Annotated in this window: 20 protein-coding genes and 2 tRNA genes; 8 read left to right on the forward strand and 14 right to left on the reverse strand. The window is 48.6% G+C overall.

Going from position 1 to position 20,606, the window contains the following annotated elements; all coding sequences use genetic code 11:
* Nucleotides 1-100 precede the first annotated feature (100 nt).
* Nucleotides 101-1,249 carry an ORC1-type DNA replication protein Cdc6-1 gene (gene cdc6-1 / locus MTBMA_RS00005; RefSeq protein WP_013294842.1) on the forward strand — a complete coding sequence of 383 codons (1,149 nt, stop codon included), beginning with the start codon at nucleotides 101-103 and terminating at the stop codon, nucleotides 1,247-1,249.
* Here the strand turns inward: cdc6-1 and pyrB are convergent.
* From pyrB to MTBMA_RS00035, 6 genes are all read right to left on the reverse strand, one after another.
* A complete protein-coding gene (gene pyrB / locus MTBMA_RS00010) occupies nucleotides 1,232-2,158 on the reverse strand; it encodes an aspartate carbamoyltransferase (protein WP_013294843.1) in 927 nt (308 codons plus the stop codon). The two genes, cdc6-1 and pyrB, sit on opposite strands and share 18 nt — an antisense overlap.
* Nucleotides 2,159-2,167: 9 nt before the next feature.
* Nucleotides 2,168-2,899 (reverse strand): tRNA (adenine-N1)-methyltransferase, encoded by a 732-nt coding sequence (locus MTBMA_RS00015; protein ID WP_013294844.1) that lies wholly within the window; start codon nucleotides 2,897-2,899, stop codon nucleotides 2,168-2,170.
* A gap of 4 nt (nucleotides 2,900-2,903) precedes the next feature.
* On the reverse strand, nucleotides 2,904-5,114 hold the full coding sequence (locus tag MTBMA_RS00020; RefSeq protein WP_013294845.1) for a DEAD/DEAH box helicase: 2,211 nt from the start codon (nucleotides 5,112-5,114) through the stop codon (nucleotides 2,904-2,906).
* A 145-nt stretch (nucleotides 5,115-5,259) separates the two neighbouring features.
* Nucleotides 5,260-5,580 carry a DUF5400 domain-containing protein gene (locus MTBMA_RS00025; protein ID WP_013294846.1) on the reverse strand — a complete coding sequence of 107 codons (321 nt, stop codon included), beginning with the start codon at nucleotides 5,578-5,580 and terminating at the stop codon, nucleotides 5,260-5,262.
* A 10-nt stretch (nucleotides 5,581-5,590) separates the two neighbouring features.
* Nucleotides 5,591-6,388 (reverse strand): DsrE family protein, encoded by a 798-nt coding sequence (locus tag MTBMA_RS00030; protein ID WP_013294847.1) that lies wholly within the window; start codon nucleotides 6,386-6,388, stop codon nucleotides 5,591-5,593.
* A 2-nt stretch (nucleotides 6,389-6,390) separates the two neighbouring features.
* Complete coding sequence (locus MTBMA_RS00035) at nucleotides 6,391-7,062, reverse strand: DUF169 domain-containing protein (protein WP_013294848.1); 672 nt, start codon at nucleotides 7,060-7,062, stop codon at nucleotides 6,391-6,393.
* A gap of 114 nt (nucleotides 7,063-7,176) precedes the next feature.
* Between MTBMA_RS00035 and MTBMA_RS00040 the strand changes: the two genes are divergently transcribed.
* Nucleotides 7,177-8,685: a GAF domain-containing protein gene (locus MTBMA_RS00040; protein ID WP_013294849.1), complete on the forward strand. Its 1,509-nt coding sequence runs from the start codon at nucleotides 7,177-7,179 to the stop codon at nucleotides 8,683-8,685.
* Nucleotides 8,686-8,711: 26 nt separating this feature from the next.
* On the opposite strand, the gene MTBMA_RS00045 is transcribed toward MTBMA_RS00040, so the two are convergent.
* From MTBMA_RS00045 to MTBMA_RS00065, 5 genes are read right to left on the reverse strand one after another with little or no spacing between them, the layout of a single operon-like run.
* Nucleotides 8,712-9,893: an aconitase X catalytic domain-containing protein gene (locus tag MTBMA_RS00045; protein ID WP_013294850.1), complete on the reverse strand. Its 1,182-nt coding sequence runs from the start codon at nucleotides 9,891-9,893 to the stop codon at nucleotides 8,712-8,714.
* Nucleotides 9,894-9,914: 21 nt separating this feature from the next.
* On the reverse strand, nucleotides 9,915-11,291 hold the full coding sequence (locus tag MTBMA_RS00050) for a single-stranded-DNA-specific exonuclease RecJ (RefSeq protein ID WP_013294851.1): 1,377 nt from the start codon (nucleotides 11,289-11,291) through the stop codon (nucleotides 9,915-9,917).
* Nucleotides 11,257-11,658 carry a 30S ribosomal protein S15 gene (locus tag MTBMA_RS00055; RefSeq protein ID WP_013294852.1) on the reverse strand — a complete coding sequence of 134 codons (402 nt, stop codon included), beginning with the start codon at nucleotides 11,656-11,658 and terminating at the stop codon, nucleotides 11,257-11,259. The genes MTBMA_RS00050 and MTBMA_RS00055 overlap by 35 nt, the downstream gene beginning before the upstream one ends.
* Nucleotides 11,658-12,221, reverse strand: coding sequence for an XTP/dITP diphosphatase (locus tag MTBMA_RS00060; RefSeq protein WP_013294853.1), 564 nt, complete (start codon nucleotides 12,219-12,221; stop codon nucleotides 11,658-11,660). The genes MTBMA_RS00055 and MTBMA_RS00060 overlap by 1 nt, the downstream gene beginning before the upstream one ends.
* Nucleotides 12,222-12,259: 38 nt before the next feature.
* Nucleotides 12,260-13,879 carry a bifunctional N(6)-L-threonylcarbamoyladenine synthase/serine/threonine protein kinase gene (locus MTBMA_RS00065; protein WP_013294854.1) on the reverse strand — a complete coding sequence of 540 codons (1,620 nt, stop codon included), beginning with the start codon at nucleotides 13,877-13,879 and terminating at the stop codon, nucleotides 12,260-12,262.
* A 98-nt stretch (nucleotides 13,880-13,977) separates the two neighbouring features.
* On the opposite strand from MTBMA_RS00065, the gene cobT reads away from it, so the two are divergent.
* Nucleotides 13,978-15,048 (forward strand): nicotinate mononucleotide-dependent phosphoribosyltransferase CobT, encoded by a 1,071-nt coding sequence (cobT, locus tag MTBMA_RS00070; RefSeq protein WP_013294855.1) that lies wholly within the window; start codon nucleotides 13,978-13,980, stop codon nucleotides 15,046-15,048.
* Nucleotides 15,049-15,072: 24 nt separating this feature from the next.
* Complete coding sequence (locus MTBMA_RS00075; protein WP_148215515.1) at nucleotides 15,073-15,711, forward strand: hypothetical protein; 639 nt, start codon at nucleotides 15,073-15,075, stop codon at nucleotides 15,709-15,711.
* Nucleotides 15,712-15,827: 116 nt separating this feature from the next.
* Here the strand turns inward: MTBMA_RS00075 and uppP are convergent, their stop codons facing one another.
* Together uppP and ilvE are read right to left on the reverse strand one after the other, a co-directional pair.
* Entirely contained in the window at nucleotides 15,828-16,658 is an 831-nt protein-coding gene (gene uppP / locus MTBMA_RS00080) for an undecaprenyl-diphosphatase UppP (protein ID WP_013294857.1), read from the reverse strand.
* Between the two features lie 60 nt (nucleotides 16,659-16,718).
* Complete coding sequence (gene ilvE, locus MTBMA_RS00085) at nucleotides 16,719-17,639, reverse strand: branched-chain-amino-acid transaminase (protein WP_013294858.1); 921 nt, start codon at nucleotides 17,637-17,639, stop codon at nucleotides 16,719-16,721.
* 109 nt (nucleotides 17,640-17,748) lie between these two features.
* Between ilvE and MTBMA_RS00090 the strand changes: the two genes are divergently transcribed.
* From MTBMA_RS00090 to MTBMA_RS00100, 3 genes are all read left to right on the forward strand, one after another.
* Nucleotides 17,749-17,820 (forward strand) — tRNA-Val (locus tag MTBMA_RS00090).
* A gap of 23 nt (nucleotides 17,821-17,843) precedes the next feature.
* Nucleotides 17,844-17,915, forward strand: a tRNA-Val gene (locus MTBMA_RS00095).
* 174 nt (nucleotides 17,916-18,089) lie between these two features.
* Nucleotides 18,090-18,716: a DUF11 domain-containing protein gene (locus tag MTBMA_RS00100; protein WP_013294859.1), complete on the forward strand. Its 627-nt coding sequence runs from the start codon at nucleotides 18,090-18,092 to the stop codon at nucleotides 18,714-18,716.
* Between the two features lie 74 nt (nucleotides 18,717-18,790).
* On the opposite strand, the gene MTBMA_RS00105 is transcribed toward MTBMA_RS00100, so the two are convergent.
* On the reverse strand, nucleotides 18,791-19,567 hold the full coding sequence (locus MTBMA_RS00105) for a restriction endonuclease (protein ID WP_147671318.1): 777 nt from the start codon (nucleotides 19,565-19,567) through the stop codon (nucleotides 18,791-18,793).
* A gap of 87 nt (nucleotides 19,568-19,654) precedes the next feature.
* On the opposite strand from MTBMA_RS00105, the gene surE reads away from it, so the two are divergent.
* Complete coding sequence (gene surE / locus MTBMA_RS00110; RefSeq protein WP_013294861.1) at nucleotides 19,655-20,431, forward strand: 5'/3'-nucleotidase SurE; 777 nt, start codon at nucleotides 19,655-19,657, stop codon at nucleotides 20,429-20,431.
* Nucleotides 20,432-20,606 lie beyond the last annotated feature (175 nt).

Consider the following 20,606-nt stretch of genomic DNA (forward strand, 5'->3'; position numbering starts at 1 on the left):
GGAAACCTCAAAAACCTGAAATGATTATCATTCCAGTTTTGAGGACTTCATAATAAATTCAAGCAGCAGTTTTCTCTAAAGCCTTATTTGAAGTGGTACTATGAACATTTTTGATGAGATAGGGGACAAAGAATCTGTTTTTAAGGATAAAAAATATCTTGACCACAGGTTTCTACCTGACAGGCTGCCTCACAGGGAGGAACAGATACGTTCAATAGCCAAGTACTGGGTTGAAGCACTGAATGGAGTCACACCACCGGACATCACAATATATGGAAAAACAGGGACAGGGAAAACTGCGGTTGCCAAATTCGCCATGAAACAGCTCAAGGAGGCATCAAGGGACTGTGATGTTAACATAAGGACGGAGTACATCCGCTGCACAGATTACACAACAGAGTACCAGGTCATAGCAAGGCTCTGCCAGCAGCTTGGTCGTGATGTCCCCTACCGTGGCTGGACAAAGGCCGAGATAGTCAACACATTCAGGAACATGTTCAAGAAAAATGCCTTTGGCCAGGACATGATACTCCTTGTTGTCCTTGACGAGATAGACATACTCCTGAGGAATGATGGTGACGGCCTGCTCTACACCCTCACAAGGACAGATAACGTCTCTATACTATCCATAAGTAACTATGTTGAATTTAAAAAGTTCATAAAACCACGCGTGAGGAGCAGTCTGAGGGACAGGGAGATAATCTTTCCACCCTACGGCGCCCAGCAACTTGTTGATATACTTGAGGAAAGATCCAGACTGTCCTTTAAGGAGGGTGCACTTGATGACGATGTAATACCCCTCTGCGCAGCACTTGCAGCCAAGGAGGAGGGTGACGCAAGGTATGCCCTTGACCTTCTCAGGACAGCAGGTGAAATTGCAGATGAAAGGGATTCTGATATGGTTAAGGGGGACTTTGTGAGGGAAGCCAAGGACTACATAGAGCACAACAAAATCACAGACATCATACTGACACTGCCCAGCCAGCAGCAGAGGGTCCTTGAGGCAATACTCTACCTCACAAAGAGAAAGGAGGAGATAACCTCAGGAAGGCTCTATGAGGTCTACAAGGAGATATCAAAGGGCGATTCAGTTTCATACAGAAGAATATTTGACTTCATAAATGAACTCGAAATGCTTGGACTCATATCAACCAACACCGTCTCCAGGGGAAGGGGAAAGGGACGCACCAATATCATAGACCTCCAGTGCGAAACTTCACTCCTGGAGGACTCACTCTGGGGAGTCTGATCTTTCTCTTATCAGCATCTTAAGAAGAGCCATTCTCACAGGCACACCGTAGAACGCCTGCCTGAAATACATCGCCTGTGGAAGCGAATCAACCTCAGGGGATATCTCATCTATCCTTGGAAGTGGGTGCATGACGATGAGATCCCTACCGGCGACCATGTCCCTGTCTATATGATAGGCCCCTCTGATCCTTGAATATTCCTCAGGGTCAGGAAAACGTTCCTTCTGTATTCTTGTAACATAGAGGACATCCACATCATCTATAACATCATCTAGCCTCTCGGTCTCTGTAACCTCGACACCACTACCTTCAAGGTCATGTATGACACTGTCGGGCATTCTGAGCTCGGGGGGCGATACAAAACTCATTTTCACACCGAAAACAGCAAGTGCATAGGCCAGTGAGTGCACTGTCCGGCCATACTTCAGGTCACCCACAAGTGCAACATTGAGGGATTCTATTTTACCAAAGAACCTCTTCATTGTGTAGAGGTCAAGGAGGGTCTGGGTGGGGTGCTGACCTGCCCCATCACCTGCGTTGATAACAGGGACATCCACAATGTCTGAGATGTAACGGGCAGCCCCCTCAAGGTTATGTCTTATAACAATTGCATCGGAGTAGCCTGCAAGCATCATTGCGGTGTCAGTTAGGCTTTCGCCCTTGGCAGCGGATGTCGCGCCTGTATCTGCAAATCCAACCACACTGCCACCCAGTCTCTTCATTGCAGTTTCAAATGAAAGTCGTGTCCTTGTTGATGGTTCATAGAACATCATCCCAAGTATCTTTCCTGTAAGAACGCTGGAGGGCCTTTCTCCAGAGGCAACTGGCTCCATATTTTCTGCTTCCCTCAGAATGAACTCTATATCATCCTTTCCAAAGTCCTTTATTGAGATAACATTTTCAAACATCAAATCCCTCTAGACCTTTCTCATGAATGTGAGGTATCCTGTGTGTCCAACCATTCTGGTCCTGGGGCGCGTACCCTGCCTCCTGACCTCAATTTCACGCTCAATTATTTCGGATGTCCTCATATCTGCAAATCCCAGCTTTGAGCCGACCCTGTGCAGAATTTTTACCTGTTCAATGTATGGGTTGTAGAAAACAGCCCACCCTCCTCTAATAAGGGATTCATGCAGATCCTCCATCAGCTCCCAGGGCTGGGGAAGATCAAGGAATACCAGGTCAAGGTCATCCTCATCTATACCCTCCTTTATGTCCCTGTTTTTTACCTCAATATTTTTAAATCCAAAGTCCCTGATGTTCCTTTCTGCAACCTCTGCAAAGTCCTGCCGTATCTCATAGGTTGTAACATGCCCTGATTCACCCACCACATTTGCCAGGTACATTGCAACTGTACCCGCACCGGTACCTGCATCAACAACCCTTGAGCCGTTCACTATTCCTGTGTATGCACAGATCATCCCTATGTCCTTGGGAAGGAGTATGGAGCACCTCCTCTCCATGAGTTCAAGGTAATCGGAGAGGCTGGGTTTAAGGACATAAACCTCCCTTCCAAGGTGGGTTCTGAGAACATCCCCTGGTCTGGCCTCCTCTATCATCCGGGACTGGATGATCCCCATGTCAGTCTGAAAGTCCTCCCCTGCCTTCAGGAGGTACTTTTTACCCCTTTCATCCATGATTATACGCAATTGATCACCCTCTCATTTTTTCTGAATCCCTGAATTCTGCTTCAATAACCTTTCTGATCTCGGATGCTATCCTTTTACCGATTCCCTCCACTTCCATGAGCTCCTTCTCTGATGCGTTCATAACAGCTTCAACAGAACCGAAACTTTCAAGGAGCCTTCTGGCATACTTGGATCCAATGTAAGGAAGTGATTCCACAATGAAGAGCTGCTTTTCCTGGAGGGTGAGGGGTTTCTTGTCTGTCCTGATACGCATGTCAGGTTTTCCCTCCCTCTGTTCCCTAAGGGCTATCCTCCTTATCATTGCAGCCGTATCTGCAGGGGACCTTGTGGGGATTATGGGTATTCCAAAGTCCACCGCAACTGATGCAAGGGCACCCCTCACAGCATCGGGGTTCATGAAGCCCGAGTAGAGGTCCTCACCCTCTATTATCATCACAGGGTGCTTGAAGTTTTCCACCATATTCCTGGCCTGCCGGTAAAGTCTCTTATCCATAATTGACCCCAGGAAATCCTGGGTGGTTTTTCTTTCAATCACAGTGTCATCGCTGACCTGATAATCACCCACAGAGAGTGTTCTGAGTTCAAAGTCCACCCCCATCTTCCTGAGCTCCCGGAGAACCCTTGAGTTAACCTCACGTGAATCCACGTAGATGAATGGTCTTTCACCGTCAGTTTCAGGAAACCCAAGGGGCGTCAGTTCAATTTTCATGGAACCCCCCCTGAGGCTTTCCTTCATGGTTTTTTCCTTCCTGATACTTGAGTAATAGTAGGCCTCGTCCCGTGTCTTTTCTGTCATGAGGACCACCATTCTTCCTGATCTTCTTCTTCCTGTCCTTCCCCTCCTCTGTATCATCCTTATCTCTGATGGGACAGGCTCGTACATGACCACAAGGTCAACTGAGGGTATATCTATTCCCTCCTCTGCCACACTGGTTGATATGAGAACATCGTGGTTTCCCATCCTGAATGACTTGATTATATCCCGTTGCTGTTTCTGGGTGAGGCCCTTTTCACCGCTTCTACTGTTCTGCCCATAAAATTTAACGGCGTTTATCCCCTCACGTACACAGCGCTGGTATATTTCCTCAAGGGTGTCACGGAACTGGGTGAAAACTATTATTCTTGAGTCTCCCCCTTCAAGTTCCTTTCTGAGTATTTCAATGAGCCTGTCAAGTTTTGGGTGTTCAACCCCTGAAACAGAGGCCTTTCGGGTGAGGTACATGGCCCTTGTGAAGTCAGGGTCCATAATGAGGCTTCTGGCAGCCTTTGTGTTCTTCTTTTTAAGTCGGGTGAAGTATTTGTGAAGTGGATGGATCCCCTGGGTTTCAAGGAGTTCAAGGGCGTGCTCAACATTTATTGAGGCTGCTATGAGTGATATGGCCCTGTAACATGATTTTGGCGGATTTGATGAGCGCGCGATCCTGTTCTGAACACGGCCCCTGGCCTTCAGGAGGTCCCTTTTACCCACACTCACAGTCTCTATAACTCCAAGGTTCTTGAGCATCTTCAGTCGCGTCTTTAAAACCTTCTTCAGGAGGTCCCTTATCTCCTCAAGTTCAGGCTTCATCTTAACCCTGACCCATTCTATCCTGATGGGCTTGAGGTAGGGCCTGACGTCCGGGTCCTTTTCTGTCTTCACAACCACCTCGTTGAGGAAGAGGTTACTGCAGACGGTTTTTATTTTGTCCTCATCTGCACCGGGGGAGGCTGTCAATCCAAGTATAAGGGGATTTTTCGCGGTCTGCATGTAACTGGATGCAAGGAAGACATAGGAGTATGAACCAACGGCACGGTGGCACTCATCGAATACAAGGAGTGAAACGTCGCCTAGGTCGTACCTCCCGGTCAGGATGTCTGATTCTATTGTCTGGGGTGTTGCAGATATGACTCTGGACTCATCCCAGCGCCTCACCCTTTCCTCAGGGTTTATACTCCCTGTGAGTGAGGTGCATGGTGCGAGGAGGAAGTCCCTGAAGCTCTCCTCATGCTGTATGGCCAGCGGTTTGCTGGGTGATAAAATGAGCACCCTGGACCCCCTGTATTTCTGCAGTCTCTCTGCAGCCACCAGAACGGCAACAATGGTTTTTCCAAGGGCCGTGGGAGCCACTATCATTGAGTTGCCCTTCCTTAGGACGTCTGCTGCCAGTAACTGCTGGTAGGTCCTTGCCTCGACTGTCCCTGGTTTTATCAGTGGGTGCTCTATGTACCTTGCCATGGTCTTCTATCTGGTGATCAATTTATTTAATGATTTAATCATGGCATCCGCTGTTAATGCATATGCTGGAGCGAGATGTAAAAGTAGAATTAAATTTCCGGTACCCACATGGGGAAATAAAAAATAGAAATTAGGAGACTTAAAGTTATGCAAGGACCGATGCAGCTGCAAGCACCGCCGCTGTGGTCATGGTGCTGAGATGGCATGCGTATAGGGGAGCGGTCTGGAAGTTATCCCTGAGTACCGGGAAAAACTGGGTGTAGGCTGATATACCCGCCAGGATCTGGAGGGCCACAGCAAGATACATTAGATTCCCACCACCCATCACAAGGTTCAGTCCTGTTGCAATGAGCGCAAGGATGAGGACCCCAAAGTGGGGTGCCATCCTCATCCCCATTATACGGAATGTTATGAAACCTGAGGGGATCCCTGCAAGTAGCAGAGCAAACACAATAACCTGATACATCCTATCACCTCTAGAAGTTCACTACGGCGTACCTGGGGTCGCTCAGGAGTGTTATGAATGTAGCAGCCCCGGCGATTTTACATCCTTCTGTTATTTTATCTTCTGTGAGCCCCCTGAACTGAGCGCTCATCTCGCAGACATAAACTTTAGCACCCATTTCAATTACCTCCTCCATGAGTTCATTGAGGGTCGGGAAGGCCGGGTGTTTAACCTTTGCTGCCGCGCCCCTCCTGGCAAGGCTCACACCATCCATCAGAAGGAACACAGTGACGTCCTTACCCATGCTCAGGGCAGCCTTTGAGAATATAAATGTGGCATAGGCCCTCTCCGCATTACCTGTTCCATTGCTCTGAACAACCAGGACCCTGTCCCTTCCTGTGAATTCCTTTTTCTCAGTTTTTTCTATTTTTTCAAGTATAAGGTGGGTTTTTGATTTTTCTATCACCCTGGCGTTCATTTCAGGGGCTGAAACCGCAAGGTCATCGATAACGTCCTGACTTTCGGACTTTATTTTTATTCTCATCCCCTGTTTCATTGATGATAGTTTTTCGCCCACGATTATAAGGGGTCCAGGACAGGTTTCACCGGTGACGTCCACCTCTTCAATCTCTCCACGTGAAATATCAACCACCACACCATCAGGTCCTTTTTTAGCAGAATAATTCATTCCGTAACTGGCTGCAACCTTTTGAATCTCTTCATAGTTCTCCCTGAGTATTAACTGGATGTTTTCCTGGCCATTCTTCAGGATGTTGTCTGTGATTATGGCTGCAGCGTACCTGTTTATTCCTCTGAGGTTGATCCTCATGGTTACCCCCATTTCTCCCTGAATTTTCTGAGGGCATCCACTATTCCCTCAAGTTCCTCTGCAGGGACTCCAACTGCGAGTTCCTCTGGCTTTATTCCAGCATATTTTCTTGACCCGTTGCATCCCATTGTAATGTTTGGAAGGCCTCTCTGGATGACCGCAGCAACTGCATCTGCGCAGAGTGACTGTATACCTGAGTAGTCCCCTGTGATTCTGCCACCCCTCTCGTGGAGGTATGCCTGGCTCAGTCTCAGTGCCTGGGCAGGTTTGAGTATCAGCACAACCACGTCGGGTTCAAAGTCAGCATCCTCAAGTGGAGCGTACTCTGAGGCATAATATTCTTCATCTAGCATTGGCACAGCCTTCACGGTTTCATGGGCCGCTTCAGGGGTGCTGTAGTTTCCGAGTTTGTGGTACATGCTCCCATCTGCAACAGGTGCTGGAAGGCTGCAGAGGCCCATGGCGGCGGCGCCACCCTTACAGAGGTGTTCCTCTGCTGTTGCATGGCCCTTTAGCCCATTTAATCTGGCCTCCTGTATGAATTCGCAGTGCCTCCTTTTTTCAAGTCGGGGACCTGATGTTTCTTCCTCCGCCTTAACAAGTTTGACAGCCACGGGGCTGCCCTCCATCTGCAGGAGTTCCCTGAGTTCACCTGCAATCTTACGGTAATCCATACAACCACCTCAACATTATAGTATAACTATACAATAAAGTATAAAAAACTCATATTTAAATATTTCTATAAAATTATAATTCATGGTTATACCATAGGTAAATGGGGTGAGGTCGTGGAGAACCTTTCTGAAACCGAGAAGCTGATAATGTCCTACCTTGAATCGAACCCGCCAGAGGAGTGCATGCTGGATAAGATAACCAGGGGAATAAACCGCAGCAGGGCCACCGTACTCAAATACCTCCACATCCTGGAGGCAAGGGGCCTTGTGACCTACAGGATGGTGGGCAGAAGTAAACTATGGATGCCAACAAGGGATGCAGATGTTAAGACAGTGGAGTACCGGGACGACACCTCAAGGAACCCGGAGATCATAAAGAATGCCTCGGAGATTCACCAGACACTTCTCAGGCTCCTGGAACTTGAAAGAAAAATAGATGACCCGGATAAACTGGTTTTCACAGTGAACACACTCCTTGACATAGTTGTCGCCAATGAATCATTCAGGAGAATGTTCCCTGGCGCCAGAAGCCTTGAGGATATCATGGACAGGGAAAGTATAATACTTCTTGAAAGCAGAATGCATGCTCCTGGTAAAATACAGGCGGATCTCAGGGGAAGAGATGGTATAAGGAGAACCTACAGCCTCTTTATAAGCCCTGTAAATAACTTCTGGGTGATTATCGCAAAGGATATGGCAAGCTCATCATTCTCAAAGAATGAACTTGAAGTCCTCCTCACAATCACAAGGCTCAGGACATCATCCGATAGCCTGGAGGACTTTCTTGGGTCTGCAAGGGAGGAACTGGCAGGAGTTCTGGATATCAAACAGATATCAGTGGTCCTGAGAGACGCATCAGGTTTAAACCGGGTCTATGACCACCCATCAGCAATTAAACTTGAAGAATTTGATTATTTCATATACAGAAGCATCGAAACACTTGAAACTGTCTCATGGAGCTCGAATAAGGGCCTCATGTTATCGGTTCCCCTCATAACAGATGAAAGGGCAAGGGGGGCCATGATACTTGAGGTACCCGATGACTCCATATCATCCAGGGCACTTGAAATCGTGGAAATGTTTGCCGATGAGGTCTCAGAGTACATTGAACTTGAGAGGCTCAGAAGGGAGAACGAGGAATTTATAAGAACACTCCTTGCAATGAACAGGGTTTCTGAGATTATAAACAGCGATGAGGAAGAGAACAGGATACTTGAGAAATCAATTGAAGCGGTTATAGATACCCTTGAATTTGAAATGGGATGCATCTACCTCATGGAAGAGGAAATGGAACTCAAACTCAGGGTCCAGAAGAACCTGCCCGAGACCCTCAGCCGTATGTGCATGGCCGGGGTATTCACGGACCTCTTCAGCAGATCAATTGAGGATGAGCGGGTAATATATATAACCGCTGAATCCCCCGAATACCGCATGATACACGATTCAATACGTAAAAATAATATAAGAACTATTTTAATGATTCCAATCAGGTTTTCAGGGGAAATAATCGGGATACTGAACCTTGCAAGTTACAGTGTGAAGCCCTATAACAGGATAAGCCTTGAAAATATCTCATCCATTGGGCTTCAGCTTGGAAGTGCCATCAGAAAAATAAAGGGTTAGAGTGCCGGGCAGTTATTCCAGGCAGTTTACAATTTAAGGAGATTCATCCAGTCATCATAGACCGCATCAAGGCCGCACATACCCGGGACATAGTTGGCTGCCTTTGCAGAGTCAACACCAAGGACCTCATAGCCCAGTTCCTCCACAGGAGCCACAACCATGCAAGTGTCGGATACTACCATCCCCCCGGCAGCCTCTATCACATCTGTGTAGCCCATACGGTCCGCAGCACTTTTTATGGCGGCAGATGTGCATACCCAGAGATCACAGTCAGCGCCCTTCTTACCCACAAAGGATGCTATCCTTCTTATCTCATCAAGGGAGCAGTGGGGGCATCCAAGGCAGATTAAATCAGGACTATCAGAGGTGGTGGAAAGTTCCTCACGGGCCTCTGATATGTCACCGGCATCCACCCTGATCCTTTCATCCACCTCCTCCAGGGAAGCATCCCTGTACTCAGGTGTTATGCCATCAACATGGTAGAGTGCAACAGCACCTGATGACGCCATGGCGGCTCCAAGGGCCTTCAGATCCTCGGGTGCTGGCAAACCCCTTAGTTTGAAGTAAGGGACACCCTCCCCCGCAATCCTCCCTGCAATGTAACCGAGGGCACCGTAGTCTGCACCTGAGAGGTCACACTCCACATCAACCAGAAGGGTGGCTTTTCTGTTTTCATCAAGGTGGTAACCGTATTCAGGTGTCCTTCCACATATTGCAGCTGCAAGGGCCCCCGGCCCGCCCTCCCTGTTTGTTCTGGCACCGAGAACCGAGTTTGCATAGGAGACCGCAGATGACTCTGACCATGCAATATGGGACCCCTTGAGGGGCACGTTCCCTATGAGGTAAGGGGTGCAGGTGCAGGTGTTCATAACATCCATTGATGAGTAGGCTTCCACTATTCTGAGCTGTCTCCTGGCAAATTCCTCTGAAAAACCCATCTCCCTCCATCTCTCCAGGTCCATGCCGGCAGGGTTTAGTGTACTCTGGACCCTGACCCTGGCACCACCCTCACTCAGGTCCTCCAGGTATTCAAGGCCTGCGTCTCCTATGGTCTTGTAGGACACACCTGAGATCTGGGCAGATGATATTTCAACCATCCTCTCAGCCCCGTAGATGTCACCCAGGGCCACCAGTACTTCCATACTCTTCTGGATGGTTTCACCGAATTCGCCGTCATACATCTTCTCTTCGATTCCATCAAGGTACATAATCAACACCAATGGCAGCACTCACGATTTAATCTGTGCACCTGTTATTTCATCCACCAGCTGGAGGAAACTCTCCATATCCCTGTAGGGTACCATGGCACCGGCCGCTATATCATGCCCGCCACCTGTACCACCAAAACTGGATGCTGCATCCCTGAGGGCGGCCCCGAGATTAACACCCCTCTCAACAGCCGGTCTCGTGGTCCTTGCAGATACCTTCACATGCTGGTCCATCCTTGAAAGACCAAGGAGTGGAATATCAGGGTTCAGCAGTTTCAGGGAGAGTGATATGCTTGCTATGGTCCCCATTATCCCCTTAAAGACCCTGTCCTCACTGTAAATGTACTGTATATTCTCCATTACAGTGGAGCCCTCTCTCCTGATCCATGCAAGGCCCCTTATGAGCTCTTCACGGTAGTTTTTCTGGAGTTCAAGGCCCACTTCAAGGGCACCTTCACCCTCACCAAGGCATAGACCTATTCCAATGCCGTATTTACGGTTCTTTCCACAGGCATCAAGAATCCCTGCAAAATCAGACAGGTCACCAACGGCTGGCTGAAACTCCCTTGAAGTGAAAACCTCACCGAATATATCGGGGTTTATCCTTGATAGCTCATCCCTGAGGATGTCCTTCTCCTCTGGTGAGATGTCAGCGTATTTTATCCCATAGGAGACTCCTATACGCTCAAGAAAACCTTTTGAAGCCTCAATGTCCCCTGTTAATCCGGGGAGAGGGGGATTGAATGTGTATGCAATGGAACGGTAAAGGGGCTCGGTGTATCTTGATGCCAGTTTGAGGTCGCTGTGAACCTGCAGGACCCCTGCTTCAATCGCCTCATCCATTATGAAACGGTTTGCACCTGTGAAACCATCACTGTACTGCATATCGCCCAGGGCTCCAACCAGGGCCAGCTGCCCCGTATTTCTGCTGATGTTCCTGGTTGCCAGGTAGGCTGCACCCGAGGCGCTGAGGTCCCTGCTCCCATCAAGGCCATGAAGGTGGGGGTTCACGTGTACAACGTTGGAATCGGCCTCAAATTCAGAGGGCTGGTGATGGTCGGCAACTATGATATCGGCCTTGAGCCTTGATATCTCCTCAAGGTAGGCGCTTCCCATGTCACAGAAAAAGAAGAGGGAGTACTTCTCCCTTCCAAGCTTTTTTATGAACTCCTTCCTGAGTCTTGAAAGGATGGAGATGTGGAACTGGCCGTTTCTTGATGAAATGGCCCGTGCAACAACTCCTGCGGCCGACAGGCCGTCGGCATCGTTGTGGGATATGACCCGTATTATGCTCCCCTTCTCCAGGTGCTCCTCAAGGAGTTTTGAGGCCTCTGACCCCCTCTTTAAAATTGAGTCGGGGAGTTTACTTAACGAGTAGGGCTGCTTTCTGTGGGTCATATCTCCATCCTTCAGGCAGGACACCTTCTCTCACATAGTACTTCACAAGGCGCCTTATCTTTGATTCAACAATCTGCAGACCCCTCCTTGTGTGGAGGTCCTTGGGGTGCTCCTTGAGGTGGTCCCTTATGTTGACAGCCTTTCTTATGAGGTTCATGAGATCCTCAGGGTATTCAGGATTCATACCATGTTTTTCCAGTATCTGGGTTATTTTGAGTCCGGTGACGGCCTTAACGCTTGGTATGCCGTGCTGGTCCCTAAGTATGATTCCTATCCTGCTTGTGGAGTTACCCTCCCTGTATAACTTTACTATGAGATCCTCGATTTCCTCGTTTGAGTATTCAACCCATTCAGGTTTTAGAGCCATTAAATCACCTCATAATTTTCAGTATACCACTGTGCAAATTTCTTAAGGGCCCTGCTCCTGTGTGAAAACCTGTTCTTTTCGATGGTACTGAGTTCTCCAAAGCTCCTATCCATACCTTCAGGATAAAACAGGGGGTCAAATGCGAATCCCCTGGTTCCACGTTCCTCAGTACCTATACGTCCTTTCACTACGCCTAGAAAAACCTCGGGTTCGGATTTGGGGGCGCAGAACCCAACAGCCGACCTGAACTCAGCGTAGCGGTCTTCAACATTTTCCATGAGCTTTAAGATACCTCTGTTTCCAATGGTATCCTGTACATAGGCAGAATAGGGTCCTGGAAACCATTTAAGGGCCCTTATAAATAGTCCTGCATCCTCTACAATAACAGGACCGTCCATGATCCTGGCTGCATGCTCTGCACCGTACCGGGCCACCTCTTCAAGGGTTCCCTGAAGTTCAGGGTAGCCCAGATCAGCATGCTCAAGTTCTATTCCAGTATCATGGAAGATCTTTTCTGCCTCAGATAATTTGTGTTTATTGCCTGTTATAAATGTTACCTTCAATGGGAATCACCTTCAGGTTTTCTCTTATTTTCTAAGACTCACCCATCCCTGTCCCTGGTTGTGTATCTACCCCTTGCCTCTATTTCGCCTATCTTTGATGAGATATCAGCGTCTGTGAACTTCCTGTAGCCATCAAGCACGCTCCTGAAACAGTCTGATGCAAGCTGGTAGTGTGTGCTCTCCAGGGATTTTTTCAGTACAAGGAGATCCACCCCCATGTCCTCAATTTCATCCGAGAACATGCCCAGGCCAAAGTCTATGAGGACCACCTCATCCCCCCTGAGGATTATGTTGGACCCTGTGAGGTCTCCATGTATTATACCTGCACGGTGCAGTTTTCCAGTAGCCTCACCGATTCTTGAACAGATTTCCTTATTTTCAACAGCGTCCCTGAACCTTGTACCCTCAATCTCCTCCATGATGATGGTTCCCTTTTCTGTATCCACGTCAAAGAGTATGGGTGTGCGTACACCTGCGCTCTTTGCCTGGTTGATGAGGCGGGCCTCCCTCCTTGTCCTGGATGATCTGAGTTTATGGTCGATTTCAGGGATCCTGTAACCCTTTGATATTCTTTCCTTAACAATACACGGCCTTCCCATCCATTCACCGCTGTAAATATTGGCTTCGGCACCCCTGGCCCTGAGGTTTCCCTGAAGTCTGACCACATGTTCTGACTCCCGCATCCAGGGGACATCCACCTCATCTGTCCTGTAGCGCTGCACAACAGATGTTTCCTCTATCCTCTGGGGGCCCTGATGTTTGTGGACAAGATGTCCCAGCCAGGCTATCATGGCCCCGTTGTCACCACAGTATTCAGGGGGTGGCATATGGAAGTCCACACCGTGCTCCCTGCACATGGTCTCCATCATTTCACGGAGCCTTCTGTTAACGGCAACACCCCCACAGAGAAGGACCTCGCCCTTTTCTGTGTAGGCAAGAGCACGCTCACTGACCTCAACGAGCATGGAGAAGGCTGTCTCCTGCAGACTGTACGCCAGGTTCTCAAGTTTTTCACCGGCCTCCAGTTTCCTTATGGCCGCCGTTAAAAGCCCTGAGAATGAGATGTCCATCCCCTTGACACTGTAGGGAAGCTCCACGTAATCTGATGCCTTGGCTGCAAGTCCCTCAATGACGGGACCCCCGGGGTGACCAAGGCCGGCCTCCCTTGCGAACTGGTCCAGCATGTTTCCCACCGCGATATCAAGGGTTTCACCGAACACCCTGTACCTGCCCTGGTTGAAGGCGATGACCTGGGTATTCCCACCACTCACATAGAGTGAAAGAGGGTCTGATGCACCTGTTGTTAGCCTACCTATCTCTATATGGCCTATACAGTGATTCACACCCACTATTGGTATTTTAAGTGAAATTGCCAGGGTTCTTGCGGCTGTTGCAACTGTTCTGAGGGCTGGCCCCAGACCAGGGCCTCTGGAGAATGATATGAGTCCTATTTCATCCATATCCACCCCGGCATCCTCCAGCGCTTCCTCCACAAGCACCGGTATCCACCGGGCGTGGTGTTCAGCGGCCTCCCTGGGATGTATGCCTCCCCTTTCAGGTATGAGTGGCCTGCCCCTGAGCGAGAGCACCCTTCCACTGTCGTCAACGATACCAACACCTGTCTTCTCTGCGGTTCCCTCTATACCTAGACACAACATTTTATTGATCACCACCGGTTGAGGTGCTTGGTCCAAAACTGTAACTACTTTATTTATTCACGGTTATAACTATTGTATCGGTGAAAAGGTGAATGGAAATGTTTGATGGACTTAGGATTTATGGATCAGGTGATTACCTGGAGGGGGTTCTTGACAGGGAATCTCTCTTCATATGTGCAGTTGCAACAACCGAGACATCAAGGATTCCGGGGATAACAGGGGCCGGGGCCGGACCAGACCTGACTGAGTACACCCCTGCGGCTGATGTTGAACTAATAGTACATGACGCCCCAAGGTGTCTTCCTGAGATACCCCAGACAATTGTGGAGGGTGAATCTGCACCCACACCTGCGGTTATAACAAAGGCCTCCCTTGAACTGGCTGAGGTACCCTTCATGGTTGCGGATGCAGGGGCATCGGTGAAACCCGACGTGCCCTATATAAACATCAACTCAGGGCATGGGGGGGATATAAGAACAGGAAGAGCCGTGGATAATCCTGAGAGAATATATGAGAGGGGGTTCATGGTTGGCAGTACGCTCTCGAAACTTACAGAACACCTTGTGGTTGGCGAAAGCACACCGGCCGGTACAACAACCGCCCTGGGGGTCCTGACGGCCCTTGGGTATGATGCTGATTTCAGGGTCAGCGCAAGTCTCCCTGAAAATCCCCATAATCTCAAGAGGGATGTTGTAATGGAGGGCCTAAGGAACGCAGGCCTTAAAAAGGGTGATTGCCGTGAAGATCCATTCAGGGCTGTTGCTGCAGTCGGTGACCCCATGATACCCGCCGTTGCAGGTATGTGCATGGGAAGCAGTGTCCCTGTAACACTGGCAGGGGGGACCCAGATGACCGCGGCATGCGCCCTCATGAAGGCAATTGATCCTGAATTCGACTTTTCAGACACAGCAATTGCAACAACCATATTCGTTGCAGAGGATGAAACCTCAGATATAAACAGGATCGCTGAACAGATAGGTGAAATCGATATCTACGCAGTTGACCCCGGCTTTGAGAGGGCATCCCACAGAGGTCTTCACGAGTACCTCAATGGTTCGGTCAAGGAGGGCGTGGGTGCTGGGGGTGCAATGCTCCTGGCACTTCTTCATGGAATATCTGTTGAGAGCATAAGGAACAGGGTTGAGAAGCTCTGCAACACAATACTCTGATTATGGGGTGATATTCTGCTGGCCATGAGCAGGGAGGGTCTGGATGGGATGATACCGGGCCCTGCAATCCTCATGGTAGCAGTGCTCCTTTATATTTCAGGTTTTTTTCTGGACGCTTCTGGCATGCCACCGCCATATGGGTTTCTCAACGGGAATATGGTGGTTCATTTTTCCTCTTTTCCTGGCTTCAGGGAGCAGTTCATTGACTATCTGGGCGCAACGGCTTTCTGGATATTCGTATCAAATATCACCCAGGTACTGGTTTTCATATTCACACTTGCAACCACCATTCAGGTTTTGAAGGTAATTGTTCTATCAGGGGCGCTCCTCCACAATCTCGTATCTACGTGGGGATTCAGGGGGTTTCTGATCTATGCAGGTACGGTGCACCTCCACCTTGAGGTTATGGGATGTATATTCTCACTGCAGGCCGCAAGGGTTTTTATTGCTTCGATACTGGAGTCCATATCAAGAGGATCCGCAGAACCACTGATAGGCGCCATAAAAGAAAGGCTCCTGTTCCTGATAGTACTGATCGCTATCATATTCGCAATGGCGGCCATTATTGAGGTTTTCTGGAGCACCTGGTGGGTCTATATATTCACAGAGAGACAGGTTTCATGGACCTATTTCCACAGCCATGTTGCCTCTGTGGAGCTGTGACTTTAATTAGATCTGAAACCCTGGATCAGGAGAAAGCCGTGACTTTAATGTATATGTGAAACTGGTTGGGCGTCTGTGATTTTTCGGGAAAAAACGAGGATAGGATGTCCTATAACTCAGAGAATTGACACCCCGAGGATCAGGAGACCCAATGCGAAGCAGTAGTAGGCGAAAACATAGAGATCCCTTTCCCTTATGAGCTTCAACAGGAACTTTATTGCAATGTAACCCGATACAGCGGATGCCACGAAACCTGCAATCATACTGGCACCCAGTAGGTCCATACCTGCGCTGATATCCTTCACCTGGATGATTGCAGCCCCCAGTATGGCGGGTATTGATAGAAGGAAGCTGTACCTTGCTGCAAGCTCCCTTTCAAATCCAAGGAAGAGACCTGCAGATATGGTTGCACCGGAACGGGATATGCCCGGGGCTATTGCCAGTGCCTGTGCACCCCCTATTATGAGGGAATCCCTGACACCCAGTTTTTCAACAGGAAGTTTTTCCCTTATCTTTGCACTGATCCTCTCTGAACTCCACAGGAGAAGACCCGTTACTATAAGGAAAAATCCAACGGCTGTTATGCTGCTGAACAGGGATTCGAAGAAGTCCTTGAATAGCACACCGGCAAGCCCGGCGGGGATGGTACCTATGAGGACCATCCAGGCCAGCCTCTTATATGGATCCTCATCTATCCCATTCCTGAAATTGCCTCCGGGAATATCTGTAAGACTTGAGATGAATGACCTTATCATGTGGACTATATCACTCCAGAAGTAGGTGACAACAGCCACCAGGGTTCCCACATGGAGCAGGGTGTCAAATGCAAGGCTGGATTTAACACCCATTATTTCAGGTACGAGCACAAGGTGACCTGAGCTGCTTATTGGGAGGAACTCTGTGAGCCCCTGAACAATTCCGATTATTATTGCCTGAAGAACATCCATGGAAATCACTTATAACTTTTAACTTATAACTTCCAAGTTTTCACTTATAATGCTGAAATACTAGAGGTAGGTTAACCAGCCGAAGCTGTCCTCTGATTCGGCCCTGATTATCCTGAAGAACTCATTCTGCAGCATCTCTGTCACAGGCCCCCGTCGACCTGAACCTATCTCTATACCATCAACGGACCTCACAGGGGTTATCTCTGCGGCTGTACCTGTGAAGAAGATTTCATCTGCAAGGTAAAGCATCTCCCTTGTAATAGGTTCTTCACGGACAGGGACACCCTCAGCCCTGGCTATCTTCATCACAGAATCCCTTGTTATCCCCTTAAGGAGGGATGAGGATACAGGTGGGGTCTGAAGTTCACCGTCAGTTACGATGAATATGTTCTCGCCACTGCCCTCACTGACATAGCCATGGTAGTCCAGCATTATTGCCTCGTCATAGCCATGTCTAACAGCCTCCATCTTGGCCAGCTGGGAGTTCAGATAGTTTCCACCGGCCTTTGCAAGGTTTGGCATGGTGTTTGGGGCCATCCTCCGCCAGGTTGAAACACCCACATCAACACCCACCTCAAGGGCCTCTGCCCCCAGGTAGGCCCCCCACTCCCAGGCAGCTATGGCAACCTCAACAGGGCAGTTAACCGGGTTAACGCCCATCTCTCCGTACCCTCTGTAGACAACTGGCCTTATGTAGCACTCATCGAGTCCGTTCTCCCGGACGGTCTCAGTTATTGCATCGCATATCTGCTCCTCTGTGTAGGGGATCTCCATCCTGTATATCTTTGCAGAATCAAAGAGCCTCCTTACATGCTCCCGCAAACGGAAAATGGCGGATCCTTTCCTGTTCCTGTAACACCTTATTCCCTCAAATACTGAGGATCCATAGTGCACGACATGTGAAAGTACATGTATAGTGGCGTCTTCCCAATCAACCATTTCACCGTTGAACCATATCTTTCCACTGGCTTCGCATGACATGAGAATAACCTCAGAATGATATTCACTACCTTAGTTATACTCCAAGGTTTATATATTACCCCCATAACCGGAAAACTTTATATAGGGTAAGAATTTAAAGTCACACTGAGGGCCGGTGGTCTAGGGGTATGATACCTCGCTTACAACGAGGTGGTCACGAGTTCGAATCTCGTCCGGCCCATCTGATTATTGAAGGATCCTGGGGGGCCGGTGGTCTAGGGGTATGATACCTCGCTCACACCGAGGTGGTCACGAGTTCGAATCTCGTCCGGCCCACTGGATTTATTTCATGAATGCAGCAGCTAATTTTCCATGAGTTTCAATGTTTTATCATATTAAAACCCACACCTGAAATTTTTTTCAGAACATTTATCACCGGTGAAAAACATAAAACAAATAGAGTGTCGAATTTCTTTTCTTTGTCGATGCTGAACTGAGGGGGGGGTGAGAATGCACAGATTTTTTGTCCTTGCTCTGCTATTCATGGCACTGGGGACTGTGAGTGCCCAGGAAACAGAGGACAATGTACAGATCGCATCGGATCTTGCAGTGGATGCAGAATACCTTGATCTTGATGAAAATATTATAAACAGCGCCTCTGTTGGAGATGAGGTCTTTGAGGGAGTGGCAGTCACAAACAATTTACCATCAACTGCAACCGGAGTGAAGGTCACCATCACAAGGAGCAGCAATTATCCCTTTGAATACCTTGAACATGAGGTATCCTGGGACAATGGGGGCACATGGATCTACAATGATCCATCATACAATCCTTCAACCAGTGAGTGGACTATAGGGAACCTGCCAGCTGGCGCAGTCTATAAACTCGTTGTACACCAGAGGGCCGTGGCAACTGGAACAGCGCAGTTCACTGCAACCATATCGGGTAATCTACCTGATATAAATGTCAGCAATAACCAGGATACGGCAACCATCGACGTTACGGAATCATCTGAAAGGCCTGAACAGGTAACAGGAGCAAAAATGGTTCCCATGCAGGAGACAGGTGCATCCGCAGGATTACTCGTGGCAGGGATATTCATCCTTGGCGCGGGGCTGGTTATCTCAAGAAGATAACCATTTATTTTTTTGGATCAGTCAGCTAATCTTATTATTCAGTTTTAAGTTGCAGAGGTCGCTTATTCAGATTACTAGATCAGTATCAGTATGACAAGGAGGAGGAGAGAACTGAAGAACACTATTGTCCCCTTTATCATTATAACAGCGCCATCATCCTCAACAAGGTAGGGTATACCATAGGAGAGGGCGGCGGCAATCATTATCTTCACGATACCCGTGATGCTTGTCCCCAGGCCCGCGGCAATCTGCAGTATGGTTGCAATCAGGAAGGAAACCGCCACAACGGTTATTATGAGTATGATGGTGTTCTGCAGAAGACCCCTTATGATGGGGGTAATGGGCTGGCGTCTTTCCCTCCTTGATAGAAGTCCCCGCTGGGACCCTGTGTGCCCTGTGTGAAATATGGTTGAGGGGGGACCGTATACCTCAACCTCCTCCTCGTAGTATTCATCCTCTTCCTCTTCTTCTTCAGGGACCTGAATTTTCTTTGAAAACTCCTCAGCAATTTTTATGAGGCCATTTCTGTCTATCAACTTCATGTTTCTCTTGATGGCATAGTTTCTGGCCTGGGATGAGAAATCAGATGTTGTAACAATCACGACTTTGGAGGCCTTCAGGGTCTTTGCAGCCATTTCCATTTCCTTTAAAACGTCCATACCAACCTTCCAGTTTTCATCATAGTTCTTACAGGCCACCACAACCCCTATATCCCCGAGGGTGGTGGGGAGAATACCATATATGTCCACTATGTGCTGGGAGGTTCTGAAATCCTTGTAAACCTTGAAACCAGAATCCTCCATGACTTTGGCGATGAAATCCACGAGTTTCTGCTTCTTCAATTCCTCCACCCTCCGGGGTTAGACTTAATAGAGCTATGTTATAAGATATACTTAAAATTTGATATAAATGCTATTAAAGGATAGAGATGGTTACCGATGAAGATTCTCATAACAAATGATGACGGAGTGAACTCATCCGGGATTCTGGCGGCCAGGAAGGCTGTTGAAAACCTTGGAGAGACCATTATAGTGGCTCCAGCCACCCAGCAGAGTGGCATAGGCCATGCCCTCACCCTCTTTGAACCCATAAGGGTTAGCGAGGTCACACTCAGGGACGGTTCAGAGGCCTACGCGGTTTCAGGGACACCAACAGACGCCGTGATAATAGGGATATTCGAACTGATGGATGAAAAACCTGACCTTGTAATATCCGGCATAAATATGGGGGAAAACCTCGGAAAATCTGAACTTACAACATCAGGGACAATAGGTGCCGCAATGGAGGCTGCGGTTCATGGTGTACCCTCCCTTGCAGTTTCACTCCAGGTGAGGAGGGGGGACATCAAGTTTCATGATGGCCATGTGGATGTGGACTTTTCACTGGCATCTGAGCTGACGGAAAGGGTTGCATCCAGGATACTCAGGAAGGGCTTACCTGATGGTGTTGATTTTCTCAATCTTAACATCCCATCACACCCCTCAGGAAATGATATACGTATCACAAGACTCGGGGACAGGATGTACAATGTCCACATCAAGAAGAGGCTGGATCCAAGGGGGAGGCCCTACTACTGGATTGATGGTGACCCTGCAGGGAGGGACGCCCCTGGAACAGATGTCCATACCCTGAAGGCTGAAAACACTGCAACCCTCACACCGGTATCCCTTGACTGCACCGCGCCCCTTGACTCAATGAGGGAATGGCTTGATTAGTGGCTGGGGATCCTCGATAACTCCCTTTGACCATACATCCACGCTTTTGATCTCTGAATATCTCCTGAGTTCTGGATCTAAGAATTTCTTTTTGTTTTTTTGTTGAGCTGGACGTAATTGGAAGGATTTCTTTTTACTTTGGTCTCCATGAATCTGGTGGAGATCTGGGTGTAAA

The organism is Methanothermobacter marburgensis str. Marburg (genome assembly GCF_000145295.1).
GTDB classification, from domain to species: Archaea; Methanobacteriota; Methanobacteria; order Methanobacteriales; family Methanothermobacteraceae; genus Methanothermobacter; species Methanothermobacter marburgensis.